Here is a 17,905-nt window from a genome sequence, read left to right as displayed (position 1 = left end):
GGCGGTACCGATCCAGATTTGATCCGATGAGCACTTTTCCCACTCTCGACGCGTGGCTTTCGCATCTCGAACGCGCGCACCCGGTCGGCATCGACATGGGCCTGACCCGTATCGGGCAGGTCAAGGCGGCGCTGCAGCTCGAATTCGCGTGCCCCGTCATCACCGTTGGCGGCACGAACGGCAAGGGCTCGACCTGCGCGTTCCTCGAGACGATCCTCGTGCGCGCGGGCTACAAGGTCGGCTGCCACACGTCGCCGCACCTGCTCGACTTCAACGAGCGCGCGCGCGTGAACGGGCAGAACGTTACCGATGACGAACTGCTGCCGCACTTCGAGGCCGTCGAAGCCGCGCGTACGTCGCTGCCCGAGCCCGTGTCGCTCACGTACTTCGAATTCACGACGCTCGCGATCCTGCACCTGTTCGCGTCGCGCGGGCTCGACGCGGTGATCCTCGAAGTCGGCCTCGGCGGGCGGCTCGATGCGGTGAACATCATCGATACCGATTGCGCGATCGTGACGAGCATCGACATCGACCACACCGAATACCTCGGCGACACGCGCGAGAAGATCGCGTTCGAGAAGGCCGGGATCTTCCGTGCCGGCAAGCCGGCGATCTGCGGCGATCCGGCCGCGCCGCAAACGCTGATCGACCACGCCGAAGCGATCGGCGCCGACCTGTGGCTCGTCGGCCGCGATTTCCGCTACGAGGCGCAGGCAGGCGCGGAGCGCCAGCAGTGGAGCTACCTCGGCCGCGAGAAGCGCTATCCGTCGCTGGCGTATCCGGCGCTGCGCGGCGCGAATCAGCTGATCAATGCATCGGCCGCGCTCGCCGCGCTCGAAGCGCTGCGCCCGGTGCTGCCGGTGTCGGCGCAGGACATCCGGCTCGGCCTCGCGAACGTCGAGCTGCCGGGGCGCTTCCAGGTGCTGCCCGGCAAGCCCGCGATCGTGCTCGACGTCGCGCACAACCCGCATGCATCGGCCGTGCTCGAGCAGAACCTCGGCAACATGGGTTTCTTCCCGTACACGTACGCGGTGTTCGGCGCGATGCACGACAAGGACATCGACGGCGTGCTGCAGCACCTGAAGGGCGAGATCGACCACTGGTGCGTGACCGACCTGCCGCTGCCGCGCGCGGCTTCCGCGGAGCAGCTCGAAGCCGCGCTGCGCAAGGCCGGCGTGGAGGAGGGGCCCGATTCGAGCGTCACGCGTTACACGTCGCCCGCCGAAGCGTTTCGCGATGCACTAAAAAGAGCATCCGAGAATGATAGAATCGTGGTTTTCGGCAGTTTCCATACGGTTGCCGGCGTGCTGGCCTACCGTAAATCGCAGCAACACTGACTGACGGGCAGTTTCGGACTCAGCCATTCATGGGAATTTTCTCGTTCGGTAAAAAAGACGACGACGCGCCCCCGCGGCGCGGCGGTCGCACCGGGGCCTCCCGGAACGTGCGCACGGAGCGCACCACTGAACGCGTCGAGCGTCGCTCGCGCCGCACCGAGCGTCCGGAATCGGACGCGCTGCTCCTCGATCCGACCCTTCCAGAAAAGCAACGCGCACGCCGTCGCCTCGTCGGTGCGATCGCGCTCGTCGTGGCAGCCGTGATCGTGCTGCCGATGGTGCTCGATTCGCACCCGAAGCCGGTGACGGACGACATCGCAATCGACATTCCGAACCGGCCTGCGCACCAGGCGGTCGCGCCGCGCGACGATGACGCATCCGATGTGCAAGCGGGCGTCGCGCACGACGAACCGCCGGCATCCGATGTCGCCGTTGCGGCGGCGCCGGCCCCCGTGCCGAAGGACGCCGACAAGCCGGCCGCGAAACCCGATAACACGACCACGGCGAGCGTGACGCCGCCGAAGCCTGCGCCGAAACCGGCTGCCCCGGTGGCGAAGCCGGCTGCGCCGAAGCCCGCACCCGCGCCTGCGGCCGTCGCGAATGCCGACGCCGCGAGCCCGGACAGCGGCGACGCGTCGTCGCCGGCATCGCCGGCCGGTGCGCGCTTCGCGGTGCAGCTCGGCTCGTTCAAGGACGACGCGACGGCCCGTTCGTGGGCCACCAAGTTGAAATCGGCGGGCGTGCCCGCATATGTCGAGCATCGCAAGCAGTCGGACGGCAGCACGGCTACACTGTTGCGTGCCGGCCCGTTCGCGGATCGCGCGGCGGCTTCCGCCGCGATCGCGAAGGTGCGCGAAGCCGGCCTGACGCAGTAACGCACGATGCTGACGGCTTTCGACTACGCTGTATTGGCGGTGATCGTGTTGTCGGCGCTGCGCGGTGCGTGGCGCGGCTTCGTGTCGGAGATATTCGGGCTGATCGGCTGGATTGCGGCGATCGTGATCGCGGGCCGCTACGTCGGGCTGGTCGTGCCATACATCCCGGCGAACTGGCCGGGCGGCGCGCTGACGCAGTGGGTGATCGCTTTCGCGTTGCTCGTGATCGGCGTGGTGCTGGTCGCCGGCGTCGCCAACGCGCTGCTGTCGCGGATCGCGCAGGCAAGTGGCCTGGGCGGCGTCGACCGCTCGCTGGGCATGATGTTCGGGCTCGTCCGCGGCTGTGTGCTGGTGGTGCTGCTGGTCGCGGCGGCCGGGCTGACCGAACTGCCCAAACAGGATTTCTGGCGCAATGCGCTATTGCGTCCTTTCGCCGAACAGGGCGTGCACGAGCTGAAGCAGCTCCTGCCCGACGGCATGGCCCAGTACGTACGCGTGTGACGACGCGGCCGGGCAGGACGGAACCGATTTTGTCATTCTGAAGGACATGCCATGTGCGGCATCGTAGGCGTTATCTCCCAATCCCCGGTCAATCAGCTGATCTATGACAGCCTGCTGCTGTTGCAGCATCGCGGTCAGGACGCGGCGGGCATCGCGACGGTGGACGGCAGCAATTTCCACATGTACAAGGCGAACGGCATGGTGCGCGACGTGTTCCGCACGCGCAACATGCGCAGCCTGCCCGGCACCTACGGCATCGGCCAGGTGCGCTACCCGACGGCCGGTTCGGCGTCGAGCGAGGCCGAAGCGCAGCCGTTCTACGTGAACGCGCCGTTCGGGATCATCCTCGCGCACAACGGCAACCTGACGAACTGGCAGCAACTGAAGGACGAGATGTTCCGGATCGATCGCCGGCACATCAACACCAATTCCGACAGCGAAGTGCTGCTCAACGTGTTCGCGCACGAGCTGCAACTGTCGACCACGGGCCTCGAGCTCGATCCGGCGTCGGTGTTCAAGGCGGTCTCGGGCGTGCATCGTCGCCTGCAGGGTTCGTATGCGATCGTGTCGCTGATCGCCGGCTACGGCCTGCTCGCATTCCGCGACCCGTTCGGCATCCGTCCGCTGTGCATCGGCAAGCTCGAGACCGAGCACGGCACCGAATGGATGGTCGCGTCGGAGTCGGTGGCCGTCGAAGGCATCGGTTTCGAGTTCGTGCGCGACGTGCAGCCGGGCGAGGCGATCTTCATCGATCCGGCCGGCAACTTCCACAGCCAGCAGTGCGCGGAGCAGCCGACGCTGAATCCGTGCATGTTCGAATACGTGTACCTCGCGCGTCCGGATTCGTGCCTCGACGGCGTGCCGGTCTACAACGTGCGCCTGCGCATGGGCGACTATCTCGCCGAGAAGATCAAGCGCGAACTGCCGAACGTGCCGATCGACGTCGTGATGCCGATTCCCGATTCGTCGCGCCCGGCCGCGATGCAGGTTGCCGCGAAGCTCGGCGTCGAGTATCGCGAAGGCTTCTTCAAGAACCGCTACGTCGGCCGTACGTTCATCATGCCGGGGCAGGCCGTGCGCAAGAAGTCGGTGCGCCAGAAGCTCAACGCGATGAGCATCGAGTTCAAGGACAAGAACGTACTGATCGTCGACGATTCGATCGTGCGCGGCACGACCTCGCATGAAATCGTGCAGATGGCGCGCGATGCGGGCGCGAAGTCGGTGATCTTCGCGTCGGCGGCGCCGCCCGTGAAGTTCCCGAACGTGTACGGCATCGACATGCCGACGCGCGGCGAGCTCGTCGCACACGGCCGCACCGACGAAGAAGTCGCGAAGATGATCGGCGCCGACCACCTGATCTATCAGGACGTCGACGACCTGCGCCGCGCGGTGCGCGACATCAACCCGAAGCTCGAACGCTTCGAGGCATCGTGCTTCGACGGCAACTACATCACCGGCGACGTGACGCCGGAGTATCTCGATGCGATCGAGCGCGCGCGTCTCGCGCCGGCATCGCAGGCCGATCGCGATACGGCCGGCGACACCGAGCGTTCGCAGATGAACCTGCAATTGTCGGTCGAGTGACACCGGCGCGCGCTTTTGACGAAGCGTGATAGGATGTGGCCTTGCGTCGATTTGATATCAGCTTGCGGACGCGGGGCGACTTCCCAAAACAGCTAAAGCGAAGGCCGGTGACAACCGGCCCGAGTCGATCGCTGTCGTACCGCACCGAAGCCCGCTGATGCCGACGCATAGCGGGCTTTTTGTTTTGGCCTGGTCTTGACTGGGTTCGCGCGACCAGCGCGGCCATCGAATACGGAAAAACGGAACATGGACGACTCCCTCAACTTCGACACGCTTGCCGTGCGCGCGGGCACGCTGCGCAGCGACTTCAACGAGCACTCGGAAGCGCTGTTCCTCACGTCGAGCTTCTGCTTCCAGAGCGCGGCCGACGCGGCCGAGCGCTTCGCGAATTCGGAAGACTACTTCACCTATTCGCGCTTTACGAACCCGACCGTCACCATGTTCCAGGACCGTCTCGCGGCGCTCGAGGGCGGCGAGGCGTGCATCGCGACGGCATCGGGCATGGCCGCGATCATGTCGGTCGTGATGGCCGCGCTGCAGGCCGGCGACCACCTCGTCAGCTCGCGCAGCCTGTTCGGCTCGACGCTCGGGATGTTCTCGCAGATCTTCAGCAAGTTCGGGATCACGACGACCTTCGTCGACCCGACCGACCTGAACGCATGGAAGGAAGCTGTGCGTCCGGAAACGAAGATGTTCTTCCTCGAGACGCCGTCGAATCCGCTGACCGAACTCGCCGACATCGAGGCGATCGGCAAGATCGCGAAGGCATCGAACGCGCTGTTCGTCGTCGACAACTGTTTCTGCAGCCCGGTGCTGCAGCAGCCGCTGAAGCTCGGCGCGGACGTCGTGATGCACTCGGCGACGAAATTCCTCGATGGCCAGGGCCGCGTGCTCGGCGGCGCGCTGGTCGGCTCGAAGGAATTCATCATGGGCAAGGTGTTCCCGTTCGTGCGCAGTGCGGGCCCGACGCTGTCGGCGTTCAACGCATGGGTGCTGCTGAAGGGGATGGAGACGCTGTCGCTGCGCGTCGAGAAGCAATCGGCGAACGCGCTGGAAATCGCGCGCTGGCTCGATTCGCATCCGGCCGTCGCCCGCGTGTTTCATCCGGGCCTCGAATCGCACCCGCAGCACGAACTCGCGAAACGTCAGCAGAAAGCGGGCGGGGCGATCCTGTCGTTCGAGCTGAAGGGCGACACGCCCGAACAGCAGCGCGCGAATGCCTGGCGCGTGATCGACAACACGAAGCTGATCTCGATCACCGGCAACCTCGGCGACACGCGTACGACCATTACGCATCCGGCGACCACCACGCACGGCCGTATCACGCCGGAAGCGCGCGCGGCAGCGGGGATCAGCGAAGGGCTGATCCGCTTGTCGGTCGGCCTGGAAGATGCGGGCGACCTGCGCAAGGATCTCGCGCGTGGGCTCGAAGGCTGAGCGCGGCACGTCATGCATGTCGTGACGTGATTTGACGTGACGATGGACAAAGGGCCGTTCGCTTGCGCGAACGGCCCTTTGTTTTTTGTGTCGACGAAGTCGCGCGGCTCAGCCGGTGCGATGTCCGTCCGCGCGCGCGTCGTTGCGCATCGCTTCCACCATCCATCGCAGCGTGTCGTCGAGCGGCGTGACGGGCAGCTCGCCCACCGCGCGCCGCAGCTTGTCGCGCGACCCGGAGAGGCTTTTCACCTCGTTGTGCCGCACGAAACGCGGATCGATCGTCACGTCGATCACGTAGCCGGCGATGCGCGACAGCATCGCCAGCACTTCCTTCAGCGAATACGCGCGCTCCGAGCAGACGTTGAACGTCTCGCCGGCCGGCGCGGCTTCGACCAGCTTCAGGTACGCGGCCGTCACGTCGCGCACGTCGGAGAAATCGCGGCTCACGTCGAGGTTGCCGAGCGAGATCCGTGGTTCGTTGCGCGCATAGTGCGCGACGAGCTTCGGCAGCAGGTACGCATCGCTCTGGCCGACACCCGTGTAGTTGAACGGCCGCGCGATCACGATCGGCAGTCGGTCGGCCCACAGCTTCGCCGCATATTCCATCGCGAGCTTGCTGACCGCGTAGTCGTTCGCCGGGGCGGGGGCGGCGGTTTCGTCGAGCACGCCGGCCGTCGAATTGCCGTAGATGTTCGCGCTGCTGGCGAGCAGCACGGCCGACGGGCGGCGATCGAGGCCCGCAAGCGCAGCCAGCAGGTTGCGGGTGCCGACGATGTTGACCGCGTAAGTTTGCGACGGCTCGTCCTGCGCGACATGCGCGCGCGCGGCGAGATGGACGACCGCATCGGGCCGGGCGTCGGCGGCCGCCGCGCGCACCGCTTGCGCGTCGAGCAGGTCGACGGGCAGCAGCGTGCAGTGCGCGAACGCCGGATCGTCGGGCTGCGCCATGCCAGGCGCGACCGTGCCCCAGACGTCATAGCCTGCCGCCTGCAGGCGCTCGGCCATGTAGCGGCCCGTGAAGCCCGTCAGGCCCGTGACGAACGCACGGCGTGACGGGCGTCCGGCTTCAGAACGTGTCATGGTGTTGATTCCGCGTCAAATCCGCTTCGACCATCATCTGGCAAAGTTGTTCGAGCGTCGTCTTCGGTTCCCAGCCGAGCTTCGATTTGGCCTTGTCGGCGCAGCCGATCAGCAGGTCGACCTCGGCAGGGCGGTAGAACTTCGTGTTCACTTCCACGAGCACGTTGCCGTTCGATGCGTCGAGGCCGCGTTCCTGTTCGCCCTTGCCGGTCCATTCGATCTGGTAGCCGGCTGCCGCGAACGCCATCCGCACGAAATCGCGCACGGTCTCGGTGCGGTTGGTCGCGAGCACGTAGGTGTCGGGCTCGTTGGCCTGCAGCATGCGCCACATGCCTTCGACGTACTCGAGCGCGAAGCCCCAGTCGCGCTTCGCGTCGAGGTTGCCCAGCTCGAGGCGGGTCGCCTTGCCGAGCTTGATCTTCGCGATGGTGTCGGTGATCTTGCGCGTGACGAACTCGCGGCCACGCAGCGGCGATTCGTGGTTGAACAGGATGCCGCTGCTGCCGAACAGGCCGTACGACTCGCGGTAGTTCACCGTCATCCAGTGTGCGTACAGTTTCGCGACGCCGTACGGGCTGCGCGGATAGAACGAGGTCGCCTCCGTCTGCGGAATCGACTGCACCTTGCCGAACATCTCGGATGTCGAGGCCTGATAGAAGCGCGTTTTCGGGCTCACGACGCGGATCGCCTCGAGCAGGTTCAACGGCCCGAGGCCCGTCACTTCGGCGGTCGTCGCCGGCTGGTCGAACGACACGCCGACGAAGCTCTGCGCGGCGAGGTTGTACAGCTCGTCGGGCTGCGTGCGTTCGAGCAGGCGCAGGCTCGAGCCGGCGTCGGTCAGGTCGTGTTCGACGAGCGTGAGGTTCGGGTGCGTGTCGACGCCGAGCTCGGCGATGCGCCAGAAATTCACCGAGCTGGTGCGGCGGTAGGTGCCGGTGACTTCGTAGCCCTTGTCGAGCAGCAGCTTGGTCAGGTAGGCGCCGTCTTGCCCCGAGATCCCGGTAATGATGGCCTTCTTGCGAGTTTGGCTCATGACGTTGTCCTGGTAGAAACGATGGAGGGTGGAATTCAGGCGGTCGTGCCGGCGGCGGCCGGCAGCGCGCGGCGTGCGGGGCCGCGTGTCAGGCGCCGTTCGAAGCCGTACCAGCTCAGGGTCGCGTAAGCGAGCGTGATCGCCAGCGCGAGCGCGGCCGTGACGAAGCGGTTCAGGTGCAGCGGCCACAGCGCGTACAGCACGCTGAGGTGGATCAGGTACACGGTGTAGCTGACGGTACCTACGTAGACGAGCAGCGGGTTCGTCAGCACGCGCTGCACGAGGCCGCGGCCGCGCAGCGCGATCACGACGATCGACGTGCACAGCAGCAGGGAGATGCTGTAGAGCGCCGCATTCGACAGCGGCGTGTTCGCGGCGCGAAAGCGCGGGAACGACAGGTGCAGCCAGCCGAGGATTGCGAGCGACACGAGCGCGCCGACGATCGCGAGCGGATAGAACGGCTCCAGCGCGCGCCGGTCGCGGCGCAGCACGATCGCGAGCAGCGCGCCGGCCGCGAGCAGGTCCATCCGGAACGGCGTCAGGTAGTAGATCGGCCAGAACGAGTCGAACCACGGCGTCGCGATCGCGCGCAGCACGGGGGCCGCGACGATCAGCGCGGCGGCGACCCACAGCAGCGCGCGCTCCGAGCACCACAGCACGACGAACGGCCAGAAGATATAGAACTGCTCCTCGACCGCGAGCGACCACAGCACGTTCAGGCTGTCGTGGCCGATGCTGCCGAGCGACAGCCCGATGTTGGTCGAGAAGAACGCGAACCACGGCCAGTGCGGCAGCCAGCTCGCGCCGAACAGGATCGTCGACACCACCAGCAGCAACACGTACGGCGGCAGGATGCGGCGCACGCGGCGTGCGTAGAAGTGGCTGAAGTACGACTGCCCGCGTGCCTTGCGATCGAGCAGGATGCCGGTGATCAGCAGGCCGCTCAGCACGAAGAACAGGTCGACGCCCATCCAGAGCGGCGCCTTCAGCGCGTGCTGCAGGAACACGGCGCCCACCGCGATCGCGCGCAGCCCGTCGAGCTGCACGATGCGGCCATGTTGCGGCGGGGCCAGGTCGGCGGATCGCGAGATGCCCGTCATCGCGCCGCTCCTTCGCGACACGCGGCGTGAGCCGGGGCGTGTCGCACATCCGATGCGTAAACGTGAACGTAATGCATGCCATTAAATGAAATATCGAATCGAAATCGATTCTAGGGAAAAGAAATCGGCAAAAAAACGCGCGTCATTTATCTGAAGACAAATATTCAAATGCCGATTATTTCGGTCGCGGGATGAGAGGTCGCCGCCCGGAAGGCCCCGGCAGGCGGCGCGAGGCGGCATTTTCTACGCACCGAAAAGCGAAAGACGGTCGTTATTGCCGCTTTCGGGTGCCTTTGCACATCTGTTCCGGTTCGATATTTCAGGCGGAAACATCCCCAAATATTTCCAAATTTCTTGTGATTATTTTTGCTTGTAACCTGCATCGCGACGTTTGAAACCTATTTAGCGACAGGGTGTGTCGGCGGCAGTCCGCGGCGGTGCCGGTCGCTGTTGCATCAAGTCTGGAGAAGCGCATTGCGACGTCTGATTCTGGTAGGCATGACGGTATGCGCGACGCTGCTGACGAGCGCCGCGCCGGCCGAAACGGTGTTGCCCGCGACGACGTCGTGGATCGGCAATACATTCGGCTATGGCGACGGCAGCTGGACGCAGATCGACATCCGCGCGATCGCGGTGACGCCTGAAGGCAAGGTGTATACGAATGCGCCGTGGGACGAGAGCGGGGCCGAGGCGAGTGTCTACCAGGACGGGAAGATGCTCGGCTTCGCCGGCGGTACGCACGGCTGGGGCAACCTCGGCGGCAGCGCGATCGCCGTGAACAGCAAGTACGCGTACGTCGCGATCGGTGTCGGCAACGAGCGCGGCCACCTGCAGTCGCCCGGCATCTGGCCGGACAAGGGCAAGCAGTGGTTCGGCATCTCGCGCCGCACGATCGGCGACATGAAGCAGCCCGCACCGTTCCGCGCGGCGCCGCAGGCGGCACCTGGCGGGCGTGCCGATGCCGGCCGCGCGCGGATGGCCGCGAGCTTCATGATGATGAACGAGGTGCCGGCTCCCGCGCGCTCGGAAGTGGGCGAGCAGAAGGCGGAAGTCGGCGGCCTCGCGGCCGACGACAAGCTGCTGTTCGCGACGAACCCGTCGCGCGACGCGGTGGACGTGTACGACGCGGAGACGATGCAGCAGAAGGGCACGTGGAGCGTGCACGAGCCGGGCCGCATCGCGCTCGCGGGCGACGGCACGCTGTGGCTGCTCACGGACACGATCAAGGGGCCCGCGCACCTGGTGCACGTGCGCGCCGACGGCCGCAAGCTCGACGACGTGCCCGCGCTGCCGGAAGGCACCGACGCGGTGGACGTGGCAGTCGACGCGAAAGGGCGCGTGCTCGTCGCGGACAACGGCCCGCGCCAGCAGATCCTGATCTTCTCGAAAGGCGGCAAGGGCTATGCGCAGTCGGGCACGCTCGGCGAGCGCGGCGGCATCTTCGCGGGCCCGGTGCCGGGCCGGCCCGGGCCGCAGCGTTTCAACGGGCTGACGGGTGTCGGCGTCGACCGCGCGGGCAACATCTATGTGTCGATGAACGGCATCGGGCCGCGTCACGACACGATCGGCGCGGGGCTCGGCGCGGTGCTCGAAAGCTACACGCCGGAGGGCAAGCTGCGCTGGCAGGTGCAGGGGCTGCTGTTCGTCGACGGCGCGTGGCTCGACCCCGCGCGGCCGAACAGCGTGTACACGGGCAACAAGCGCTTCGAGCTCGACCTGTCGAAGCCGCCGGGCCAGGACTGGAAATACGTCGGCTTCCTCTCGAACCGCTTCAAGTATCCGGACGATCCCGTGTTCCATACGGACCAGTGGCCGGGCATGCCGATCGCGCGTCGCCTGGACGGCCGCACGTTCCTGTACCTGACCGACATGTACGCCGATCACCTGAAGATCTACCGCTTCGACGCGAAGCGCGACGGCGAAGTCGCGATTCCGTCCGGTCTGATCGCGGGCCGCGCGCGGCCGGTCGACAACGTGCCGAACAAGCCGCCGGGCGGCGACTGGCTGTGGCGCGACGCGAACGGCAACGGCCGGCTCGACGCCGACGAGTTCACGCTCAATACGACCGGCAAGGCGAAGGCCGGCGGCTGGGGCTGGTGGGTCGACACGAAGGGCGACATCTGGCGCACCAGCGACGTGCGCGGCATCCACCGCTTCCAGTACGGCGGCGTCGACAAGGCCGGCAACCCGATCTACTCGTACGACAAGGTCACGACCTATCCGATGCCGCAGCCGTTCACGCAGCTGCGCCGCTCGATCTACGACGCGCAGACGGACACGCTGTACGTGACCGGTTACACGGCCGATGCACCGCCGCAGCCGGGTATCAACAAGGAAGTGGGCCGCGTGCTGATCCGCTTCGACAAGTGGTCGACGGGCTCGCCGGTCGTGCGCTACCAGGTCGCGCTGCCGTGGCAGCTCGATGCGAAGCCGATCTTCGACCTGATCGGGATCACGGTCGAGGGCCGCTACCTCTTCGGGGTGGAGCCGGTCGGCAAGATCCACGTGTACGACAAGGACACCGGCAAGGAAGTGGGCGTGATGAGCCCGGGCACCGAGGTCGGCAAGGCATCCGGCTGGGTCGACGTGCCGTTCGGCATCAGTGCGTTCCGGCGCGAGAACGGCGAATACCTCGTGTTCGTCGAGGAAGACGCGCGCGGCAAGGTGCTGATGTATCGCTGGAAACCGTGACGGGCGGCGCGCCGTCGTCGCTGTCACTCAAGGCATAAGCATGGACAAAGGCATACTCAAGAACGTTTCGATCAACTTCGTCGGGCTGATCCTGCCGACCTTCGTGTCGCTGGTGACGGTGCCCGCGTATATCCACGCGCTCGGCGTCGAACGCTATGGCGTCGTCAGCCTCGTGTGGACGCTGATCGGCTATTTCGGGATCCTCGATCTCGGGATGAGCATGGCCGCGCAGAACCACATCTCGAAGGCGCTCGCGAGCGGCAACGCCGACGAAAGCGCACGCGTGTTCTGGAGCGCGTTCTGGCTGAATCTCGGCACCGGCATCGTGGGCGGGCTGCTGATCTATTTCGGCGCGTTCATCTACACCGCGTATTTCACGAAGGTATCGGCGGCGATGCAGCACGAGGTGTATCTCGCGCTGCCGTGGCTCGCGCTCGCAATTCCGCTGGCGAACGTGTCGTGGGTGTTTGCCGGCGCGATCAACGGTGCCGAACGTTTCGGCGTGTTCAACACGAACCAGACGATCGGCACGTTCCTGTTCCAGCTGCTGCCGCTCGGCGCCGCGTGGTGGATCGCGCCGAACCTGCAGACGGTGCTGGCGGCGGCGGTCGTCGCGCGCCTGATCGCGGCGGTGATGCTCGGCCAGGCCAGCATCAAGGTGCTCGGGATCCGGCGCATCGATCCGCCGCAGTGGGGCACCGCGAAAGGGCTGTTCAATTTCGGCGGCTGGATGCTGATCGCGAGCACGACGAGCATGATCGCCGACACGCTCGACCGCGTGATGCTCGGCGCCGGCATGGGCGCGAAGTTCGTCACTTACTACACGGTGCCGCAGAACCTCGTCACGCGGCTGAACATGCTGCCGAACGCGCTCGTGCGCACGCTGTTCCCGCGCCTGTCGGCGGTCGGCCGCGATCATGCGGACACGCTCGCGCGCCAGTCGCTCGAATTCCTGAACGGCGTGTTCACGCCGGTCGGTATCGTCGCGATCTTTGCGCTCGCACCGTTCCTCACGCTGTGGGTCGGCGCGGATCTCGCCGCGCATTCGGCGCCCGTCGGCCGCGTGCTGGTGATCAGCGTGTGGCTCGTCGGCCAGGCGAGTGTGACGCGGATCCTGATCCAGTCGCAGGTCAATCCGTCCCGCGCGGCATTTGCCGGGCTGGTCCAGATGCCGTTCTTCGTCGGTGGCCTGTGGTTCGGCATCCATCACTTCGGACTGGTCGGTGCGGCGGTGGTCGTCGCGGTGCGCGCGTTCGTCGACTACGGCGTGCTGCTTTACCTGTCGGCGATCCGGATGCGCGCGATCGTGCTCGACATGCTCGCGCACCTCGCGTTCCTGCTGGCGAGCCTGTTCCTGGCGCAAGCATGGCCGGGGCTCGGCGAATCGATCGGCATGTGCGCGGTCGTGCTGCTGTTGAACGTCGCGTGGTCGCTCACGATGACGCCGGGGCTGCGCGCGCTCGTGCGCGACCTGTTTGTCCGTCTCAATGCGAGGAAAACCGTATGAATCGCGATCTGGCGGAACACGCCGTATTGAATCTCTCCACCGCCGATGCGGCCGTGGCCGAAGCGGGCGACGCCGCCGCGCTGCGCCGGGTGCTGCCGGCCGAACGGGCCAGCGCGCGCCACCCGGCGCGCACGCTGCGCGTGGCGATCGTCCACGACTGGCTCGTCACCTATGCGGGCGCCGAGCGCGTGCTCGAACAGATCGTCGCGTGTTTTCCCGACGCCGACCTGTTCAGCCTCGTCGATTTCCTCGACGACCGCGCGTTCGTGCGCGGCAAGCCGGTGACGACGTCGTTCATCCAGAAGCTGCCGTTCGCGCGCACCAAGTACCGCAGCTACCTGCCGTTGATGCCGCTCGCGATCGAGCAGCTCGACGTGTCGGAGTACGACCTCGTGATCTCGAGCAGCCACGCGGTCGCGAAGGGCGTGCTGACGGGGCCGGACCAGGTGCACATCAGCTACGTGCATTCGCCGATCCGCTACGCATGGGACCTGCAGCACCAGTACCTGGAACAGTCGAACCTCACGCACGGGCCGAAATCGCTGCTCGCGCGGATGATCCTGCACTACATCCGCAACTGGGACACGCGCACCGCGAACGCGGTGGACGGCTTCGTCGCGAACTCCGCGTTCATCGCGCGGCGCATCAGGAAGGTCTACCACCGCGACGCGGCGGTGATCTTCCCGCCGGTCGACGTCGACGCGTTTTCGCTGAACGCGGAGAAGGACGATTTCTACCTGACCGCGTCGCGGATGGTGCCTTACAAGAAGATCGACCTGATCGTCGAGGCGTTCTCGAAGACGCCCGAGCGCAAGCTCGTCGTGATCGGCGACGGCCCCGAGATGCAGAAGATCCGCGCGAAAGCAGGCCCGAACGTCGAGATCATGGGCTACCAGCCGTTCGCGGTGCTGCACGACCGGATGCGGCGCGCGAAGGCGTTCGTGTTCGCGGCCGAGGAGGATTTCGGGATCTCGGTTGTCGAGGCGCAGGCGTGCGGCACGCCCGTGATCGCGTACGGCAAGGGCGGCGCGCTCGAAACCGTGCTCGACCCGCAATCGAACCTGAATCCGACGGGACTCTTTTTCGACGAACAGACGCCGCACGCGATCGTCGCGGCAGTCGACGATTTCGAGCGGTCGCCGCAGCGCTTCACGCCGAATGCATGCCGCGCGAACGCGGCGCGGTTTTCCGCCGATACGTTCCGGCGGCGCTTTCTCGACTACGTGGAAGCCGCGCTGCCCGGCTCGACCGCGCAGCGCGGTACGGCGATCGCACGGATGCCGGCCGCGCGCGGCCCGGCGACGCTCGTGCTCGACCAGAGCGGCGTGCTCGGCGGCGCCGAGCTGTCGCTGCTCGAGATCATGAAGCACATGCGCGCGAACGCCGACGTGCTGCTGTTCGACGACGGCCCGTTCCGTGCGGCGCTCGACGAGATCGGCGCGCGCGTCGACGTGGTCGACCAGGGTGCGCTCGCGGGCGTGCGCAAGCAGGGCGGCGTGTCGGTCGGCGCGTTGAAGCAGCTCATCCGGCTCGTGCGCGATGTGGCGCGGCGCGCGCGCCGCGCCGAGGTGATCTACGCGAACACGCAGCGCGCGATGGTGGTCGCCGCGCTGGCCGGGCGGCTCGCGCGCAAGCCGGTGGTGTGGCACCTGCGCGATATCGTCAGTACCGACCATTTCGGCAGCAAGCAGCTGCTGGCGATCAAGTACTGCGCGCGGCTCGGCGTCACGCGCGTGATCGCGAACTCCGACGCGTCCGCGCAGGCGTTCCGAGCGCTGACGGGCTTCACGCCGCAGCACGTCGACGTCGTGTTCAACGGCATTTCGGCCGAGCCGTTCGATGCGCTGGAAGGCGTCAGCCAGGCCTCGCTGCGCGCGCGGCTGGGGTTGCCCGAGCAGGCGTGGCTCGTCGGCTCGTTCAGCCGCCTCGCGCGCTGGAAGGGGCAGCACGTGCTGCTGGAGGCCGCCGCGCGGCATCCCGACATGCACGTGGTGCTGGTTGGCGCGCCGCTGTTCGGCGAGGACGAATACGCCGCGCAGCTGCACGAATACGTCGCCCGGCACGGGATGGGCGAGCGCGTGCATTTTCTCGGGTTCCAGCGCGACGTGGCCGCGTGCATGACGGCGGTCGACGTCGTCGCGCACACGTCGATCACGCCGGAGCCGTTCGGGCGGGTGATCGTCGAGGGGATGCTCGCGCGCCGGCCGGTCGTCGCGGCGCGTGCGGGCGGCGTCGTCGAGATCATCGAGGACGGCGACAACGGGCTACTCTGCGCGCCGGGCGATGCGACCGCGCTGGCCGATGCGCTGGAGACGCTGAAGCGCGACGGCGCGCTGCGCGAGCGGCTCGTTGCGAGCGGGCGGGCGACGGCGGTGCGCCGGTTTGGAACCGAAACCTATGTGGAGCGCGTCGAGAAGATCCTCTCGGATACGGCGAAGGCCGCGAAGGCGAAGAAGTAGTAGCCGGCGCGAGCCGCTCCGGAAGCTGGCCCCCATGCGGCGATGCGCTGCGTGGGGGCTTTGTTTTTCAGCGCGGGGCTTGGTCGTGCGCGTGGTCGGCAGGTTGTTGCGTGGCCTGGCGGGCGCGTGCTTGAACGATCGCCGATTGGGGGGGGGCGGCGGGCGATGCGAGAAGGCAGCGCGAGAGGGCAGCGCGAGAGGGCAACGCGAGTAGGCAACGCGAGTAGGCAACGCGAGTAGGCAACGCGAGTAGGCAGCGCGAGTAGGCAGCGCAAGCAGGCAGCGCAAGCAGGCAGCGCAAGCAGGCAGCGCAAGAAGGCAACGCAAGAAGGCAACGCAAGAAGGCAACGCAAGAAGGCAACGCAAGAAGGCAACGCAAGAAGGCAACGCAAGAAGGCAACGCAAGAAGGCAACGCAAGAAGGCAACGCAAGAAGGCAACGCGAAAAAGGCAACGCGAAAAAGGCAACGCCCAGGCAGTCCGCGTGGCGAAAGCCCGTCGAGGACGGCCCATGCGGGTCGTGGCGCGGCCCGACGCCGGGGGCCAGCCCCTCCACGTCAACCCGGCGTGCCGGCGCGCTCAGGCCATGAAAAAGCCCCCGCTCGGCGGGGCGCCGCGCGGGGGCTCGGGAAACCGGGCCAGCCGGATCAGGCGGCCTGTTCGGGCGCAGGCGCGACGACGCGGGCGGGGCGGGTCGGCTTGAAGCTGGCCGACCACGTCATCGCGGGCCGTTCGAACATCCGGTAGAACAGGTACGCGACCGGGATCGCGGCGGCCATGAACGCGAATGACGGCCAGATCGACAACTGCAGCTCGGAATGGAACAGCACCGAGCCGAGGCAGACGAACAGCGGCAGGTGGATCAGGTACAGCGAATAGCTGAAGTCGCCGAACCAGCCCAGCACGCGCAGCGGCGGCGTCGCGCGTGGCGGTCGGGCGAGCGCGCGGTACAGGAAGCACGCGAAGCCGGCCGACCAGAGCTGGAACGCGCCGTACTGGCCGAAATGGAACGCGCCGCAGCCGGCAGCCAGCAGCACGGCAGCCGCGCCGTACCACGCGCGCGACGGCACGGCTGCCGCTCCGCGCGGCTGCTGTGCACGGACGTCGGCGATCCACGCGCCGATCGTCCAGGACAGCCAGTACGACGTGAAGAACTGCAGGTCGTGCCGTTCGAGCAGCCACGCCGATGCGACGTTGACGAGCGCGACCGCGGCCACGACCGCCGGCATGCCGATGCGTCGGCGTACCGCGAACAGCAGCGGGTAGATCGCGTAGAACTGCACTTCCAGCGACAGCGTCCACAGCGCGCCGTTCGACCCGTACGTGTAGCCGGCGACGCCCTGCAGCGAGAACAGGTTCACGAGGAACGCGACGAGGCCGACGTCACGGATCTTGTGGCTGACGGGCTCGATCTGCAGGCTGACCGAGTCGAGCGCGAGCGTGAACAGCAGCGCGGCGAGCAGTACCGGGTAGATGCGTGCGAACCGGCGCACCCAGAAGTTCGGCGCGTCGAGCCGGTACGCGGGATCGGCCGCGAGCTTGAGCGCCGCGTTGCGGTGGATGCAGTAGCCGCTGATCACGAAGAAGATCGGCACGCCGGCAGAACCCCACGCGAACGGGAAGGTCAGGTAGCCGGCGATCGCGCTCGGGTTGAGCGCATGGCCGTAAGCGTGATGGAAGCTCTGCATGCCGACCCAGACGACCTGGCGGCAGTGGAAATACGCGACGAGCAGCGCCGCGAAGCCGCGCATCGCGTCGATCACGTGTTCCTTGTGGTCGGCAACGGGCGGCGCGGCCAGAGACGATCCGCTGAAAGCTTGCATGCGATTCGATTCCTTGCGACGGATGGACGGGAAGTTTCATCCAATCGTAATGCGCAAGAATTCGATCAATGAATAAAAAAATATCGCCGGGAAATATCGGTATTCCACATCATGGTTTTATCGAGTTTCGAAAGCGGTTCCACGAGGCGGGTCAATTATTTACCGATTTTTTTCTGATAGTTTGAAGCTCCAGTTGATTGATGCAAGGAGCGGCAAGATGGACATGCATTGGATCGCGAGCGCTGCAGTACTGCTGGTCATGGCCGTGCTGTCGGCGTACCGCGAGGCGCTGAAGAACGAACCGATTCGCCCGGGTCTCGAACGGGGCGGCGTGCCCTATATCGAGGAATTCGAATCGTAAGAATTTGTATCTGGAAAATCGGTAATTTGTTTCTGCTTCGGCACTCGGTCCGGCAATATCGACCGGGTTGAAAGGATTATATTTTTTCCGGAATCATTGGGCAATCAGTCCATATCGA

General features: G+C 66.4%; 13 protein-coding genes. 9 read left to right on the top strand and 4 right to left on the bottom strand.

What is annotated here, in order from left to right:
* Window positions 1–26 precede the first annotated feature (26 nt).
* From folC to ACPTTF_RS27515, 5 genes are all read left to right on the top strand, one after another.
* The gene (gene folC / locus ACPTTF_RS27535; RefSeq protein ID WP_423369010.1) at window positions 27–1,337 is read left to right on the top strand and encodes a bifunctional tetrahydrofolate synthase/dihydrofolate synthase; all 1,311 of its coding nucleotides are present in this window, start codon (window positions 27–29) and stop codon (window positions 1,335–1,337) included.
* 29 nt (window positions 1,338–1,366) lie between these two features.
* Window positions 1,367–2,212, top strand: a complete 846-nt coding sequence (locus tag ACPTTF_RS27530) for an SPOR domain-containing protein (RefSeq protein WP_166953642.1) — start codon at window positions 1,367–1,369, stop codon at window positions 2,210–2,212.
* A 6-nt stretch (window positions 2,213–2,218) separates the two neighbouring features.
* Entirely contained in the window at window positions 2,219–2,713 is a 495-nt protein-coding gene (locus ACPTTF_RS27525; RefSeq protein WP_027782633.1) for a CvpA family protein, read from the top strand.
* Between the two features lie 51 nt (window positions 2,714–2,764).
* On the top strand, window positions 2,765–4,297 hold the full coding sequence (gene purF, locus ACPTTF_RS27520; protein ID WP_166953638.1) for an amidophosphoribosyltransferase: 1,533 nt from the start codon (window positions 2,765–2,767) through the stop codon (window positions 4,295–4,297).
* A gap of 246 nt (window positions 4,298–4,543) precedes the next feature.
* On the top strand, window positions 4,544–5,734 hold the full coding sequence (locus ACPTTF_RS27515; RefSeq protein WP_175829188.1) for an O-succinylhomoserine sulfhydrylase: 1,191 nt from the start codon (window positions 4,544–4,546) through the stop codon (window positions 5,732–5,734).
* Window positions 5,735–5,842: 108 nt separating this feature from the next.
* On the opposite strand, the gene ACPTTF_RS27510 is transcribed toward ACPTTF_RS27515, so the two are convergent.
* From ACPTTF_RS27510 to ACPTTF_RS27500, 3 genes are read right to left on the bottom strand one after another with little or no spacing between them, the layout of a single operon-like run.
* On the bottom strand, window positions 5,843–6,814 hold the full coding sequence (locus ACPTTF_RS27510) for an NAD-dependent epimerase/dehydratase family protein (RefSeq protein WP_423369009.1): 972 nt from the start codon (window positions 6,812–6,814) through the stop codon (window positions 5,843–5,845).
* A complete protein-coding gene (gene gmd / locus ACPTTF_RS27505) occupies window positions 6,801–7,847 on the bottom strand; it encodes a GDP-mannose 4,6-dehydratase (protein WP_423369008.1) in 1,047 nt (348 codons plus the stop codon). Before gmd ends, ACPTTF_RS27510 begins: the two co-directional genes overlap by 14 nt.
* 35 nt (window positions 7,848–7,882) lie before the next feature.
* On the bottom strand, window positions 7,883–8,947 hold the full coding sequence (locus ACPTTF_RS27500) for an acyltransferase family protein (RefSeq protein ID WP_423369007.1): 1,065 nt from the start codon (window positions 8,945–8,947) through the stop codon (window positions 7,883–7,885).
* A 498-nt stretch (window positions 8,948–9,445) separates the two neighbouring features.
* Between ACPTTF_RS27500 and ACPTTF_RS27495 the strand changes: the two genes are divergently transcribed.
* The 3 genes from ACPTTF_RS27495 to ACPTTF_RS27485 are packed head-to-tail and all read left to right on the top strand — an operon-like array spanning window position 9,446 to window position 15,604.
* Window positions 9,446–11,638: a hypothetical protein gene (locus tag ACPTTF_RS27495; protein ID WP_423369891.1), complete on the top strand. Its 2,193-nt coding sequence runs from the start codon at window positions 9,446–9,448 to the stop codon at window positions 11,636–11,638.
* A gap of 40 nt (window positions 11,639–11,678) precedes the next feature.
* Window positions 11,679–13,145, top strand: coding sequence for a flippase (locus ACPTTF_RS27490; RefSeq protein ID WP_423369006.1), 1,467 nt, complete (start codon window positions 11,679–11,681; stop codon window positions 13,143–13,145).
* Entirely contained in the window at window positions 13,142–15,604 is a 2,463-nt protein-coding gene (locus ACPTTF_RS27485; protein WP_423369005.1) for a glycosyltransferase family 4 protein, read from the top strand. Before ACPTTF_RS27490 ends, ACPTTF_RS27485 begins: the two co-directional genes overlap by 4 nt.
* Before the next feature lie 646 nt (window positions 15,605–16,250).
* Here the strand turns inward: ACPTTF_RS27485 and ACPTTF_RS27480 are convergent.
* Window positions 16,251–17,426: an acyltransferase family protein gene (locus ACPTTF_RS27480; RefSeq protein ID WP_423369004.1), complete on the bottom strand. Its 1,176-nt coding sequence runs from the start codon at window positions 17,424–17,426 to the stop codon at window positions 16,251–16,253.
* Between the two features lie 217 nt (window positions 17,427–17,643).
* Here ACPTTF_RS27480 and ACPTTF_RS27475 point away from each other — a divergent pair, with 217 nt between their 5' ends.
* Window positions 17,644–17,787 (top strand): hypothetical protein, encoded by a 144-nt coding sequence (locus ACPTTF_RS27475; RefSeq protein WP_006479318.1) that lies wholly within the window; start codon window positions 17,644–17,646, stop codon window positions 17,785–17,787.
* The last annotated feature ends 118 nt before the right edge of the window (window positions 17,788–17,905 follow it).

The sequence above is a fragment of the Burkholderia crassaminum genome (assembly GCF_964265005.1).
In the GTDB taxonomy this organism is placed as follows: Bacteria; Pseudomonadota; Gammaproteobacteria; order Burkholderiales; family Burkholderiaceae; genus Burkholderia.
Note: the sequence above shows the minus strand (reverse complement) of the source record. Positions and strands in the feature narration are given on the sequence as shown.

Coding starts and splice junctions, on each gene's coding strand:
- folC (WP_423369010.1), top strand. CDS start 27: ATGAGCACTTTTCCCACTCTCGACGCGTGGCTTTCGCATCTCGAACGC.
- ACPTTF_RS27530 (WP_166953642.1), top strand. CDS start 1,367: ATGGGAATTTTCTCGTTCGGTAAAAAAGACGACGACGCGCCCCCGCGG.
- ACPTTF_RS27525 (WP_027782633.1), top strand. CDS start 2,219: ATGCTGACGGCTTTCGACTACGCTGTATTGGCGGTGATCGTGTTGTCG.
- purF (WP_166953638.1), top strand. CDS start 2,765: ATGTGCGGCATCGTAGGCGTTATCTCCCAATCCCCGGTCAATCAGCTG.
- ACPTTF_RS27515 (WP_175829188.1), top strand. CDS start 4,544: ATGGACGACTCCCTCAACTTCGACACGCTTGCCGTGCGCGCGGGCACG.
- ACPTTF_RS27510 (WP_423369009.1), bottom strand. CDS start 6,814: ATGACACGTTCTGAAGCCGGACGCCCGTCACGCCGTGCGTTCGTCACG.
- gmd (WP_423369008.1), bottom strand. CDS start 7,847: ATGAGCCAAACTCGCAAGAAGGCCATCATTACCGGGATCTCGGGGCAA.
- ACPTTF_RS27500 (WP_423369007.1), bottom strand. CDS start 8,947: ATGACGGGCATCTCGCGATCCGCCGACCTGGCCCCGCCGCAACATGGC.
- ACPTTF_RS27495 (WP_423369891.1), top strand. CDS start 9,446: ATGACGGTATGCGCGACGCTGCTGACGAGCGCCGCGCCGGCCGAAACG.
- ACPTTF_RS27490 (WP_423369006.1), top strand. CDS start 11,679: ATGGACAAAGGCATACTCAAGAACGTTTCGATCAACTTCGTCGGGCTG.
- ACPTTF_RS27485 (WP_423369005.1), top strand. CDS start 13,142: ATGAATCGCGATCTGGCGGAACACGCCGTATTGAATCTCTCCACCGCC.
- ACPTTF_RS27480 (WP_423369004.1), bottom strand. CDS start 17,426: ATGCAAGCTTTCAGCGGATCGTCTCTGGCCGCGCCGCCCGTTGCCGAC.
- ACPTTF_RS27475 (WP_006479318.1), top strand. CDS start 17,644: ATGGACATGCATTGGATCGCGAGCGCTGCAGTACTGCTGGTCATGGCC.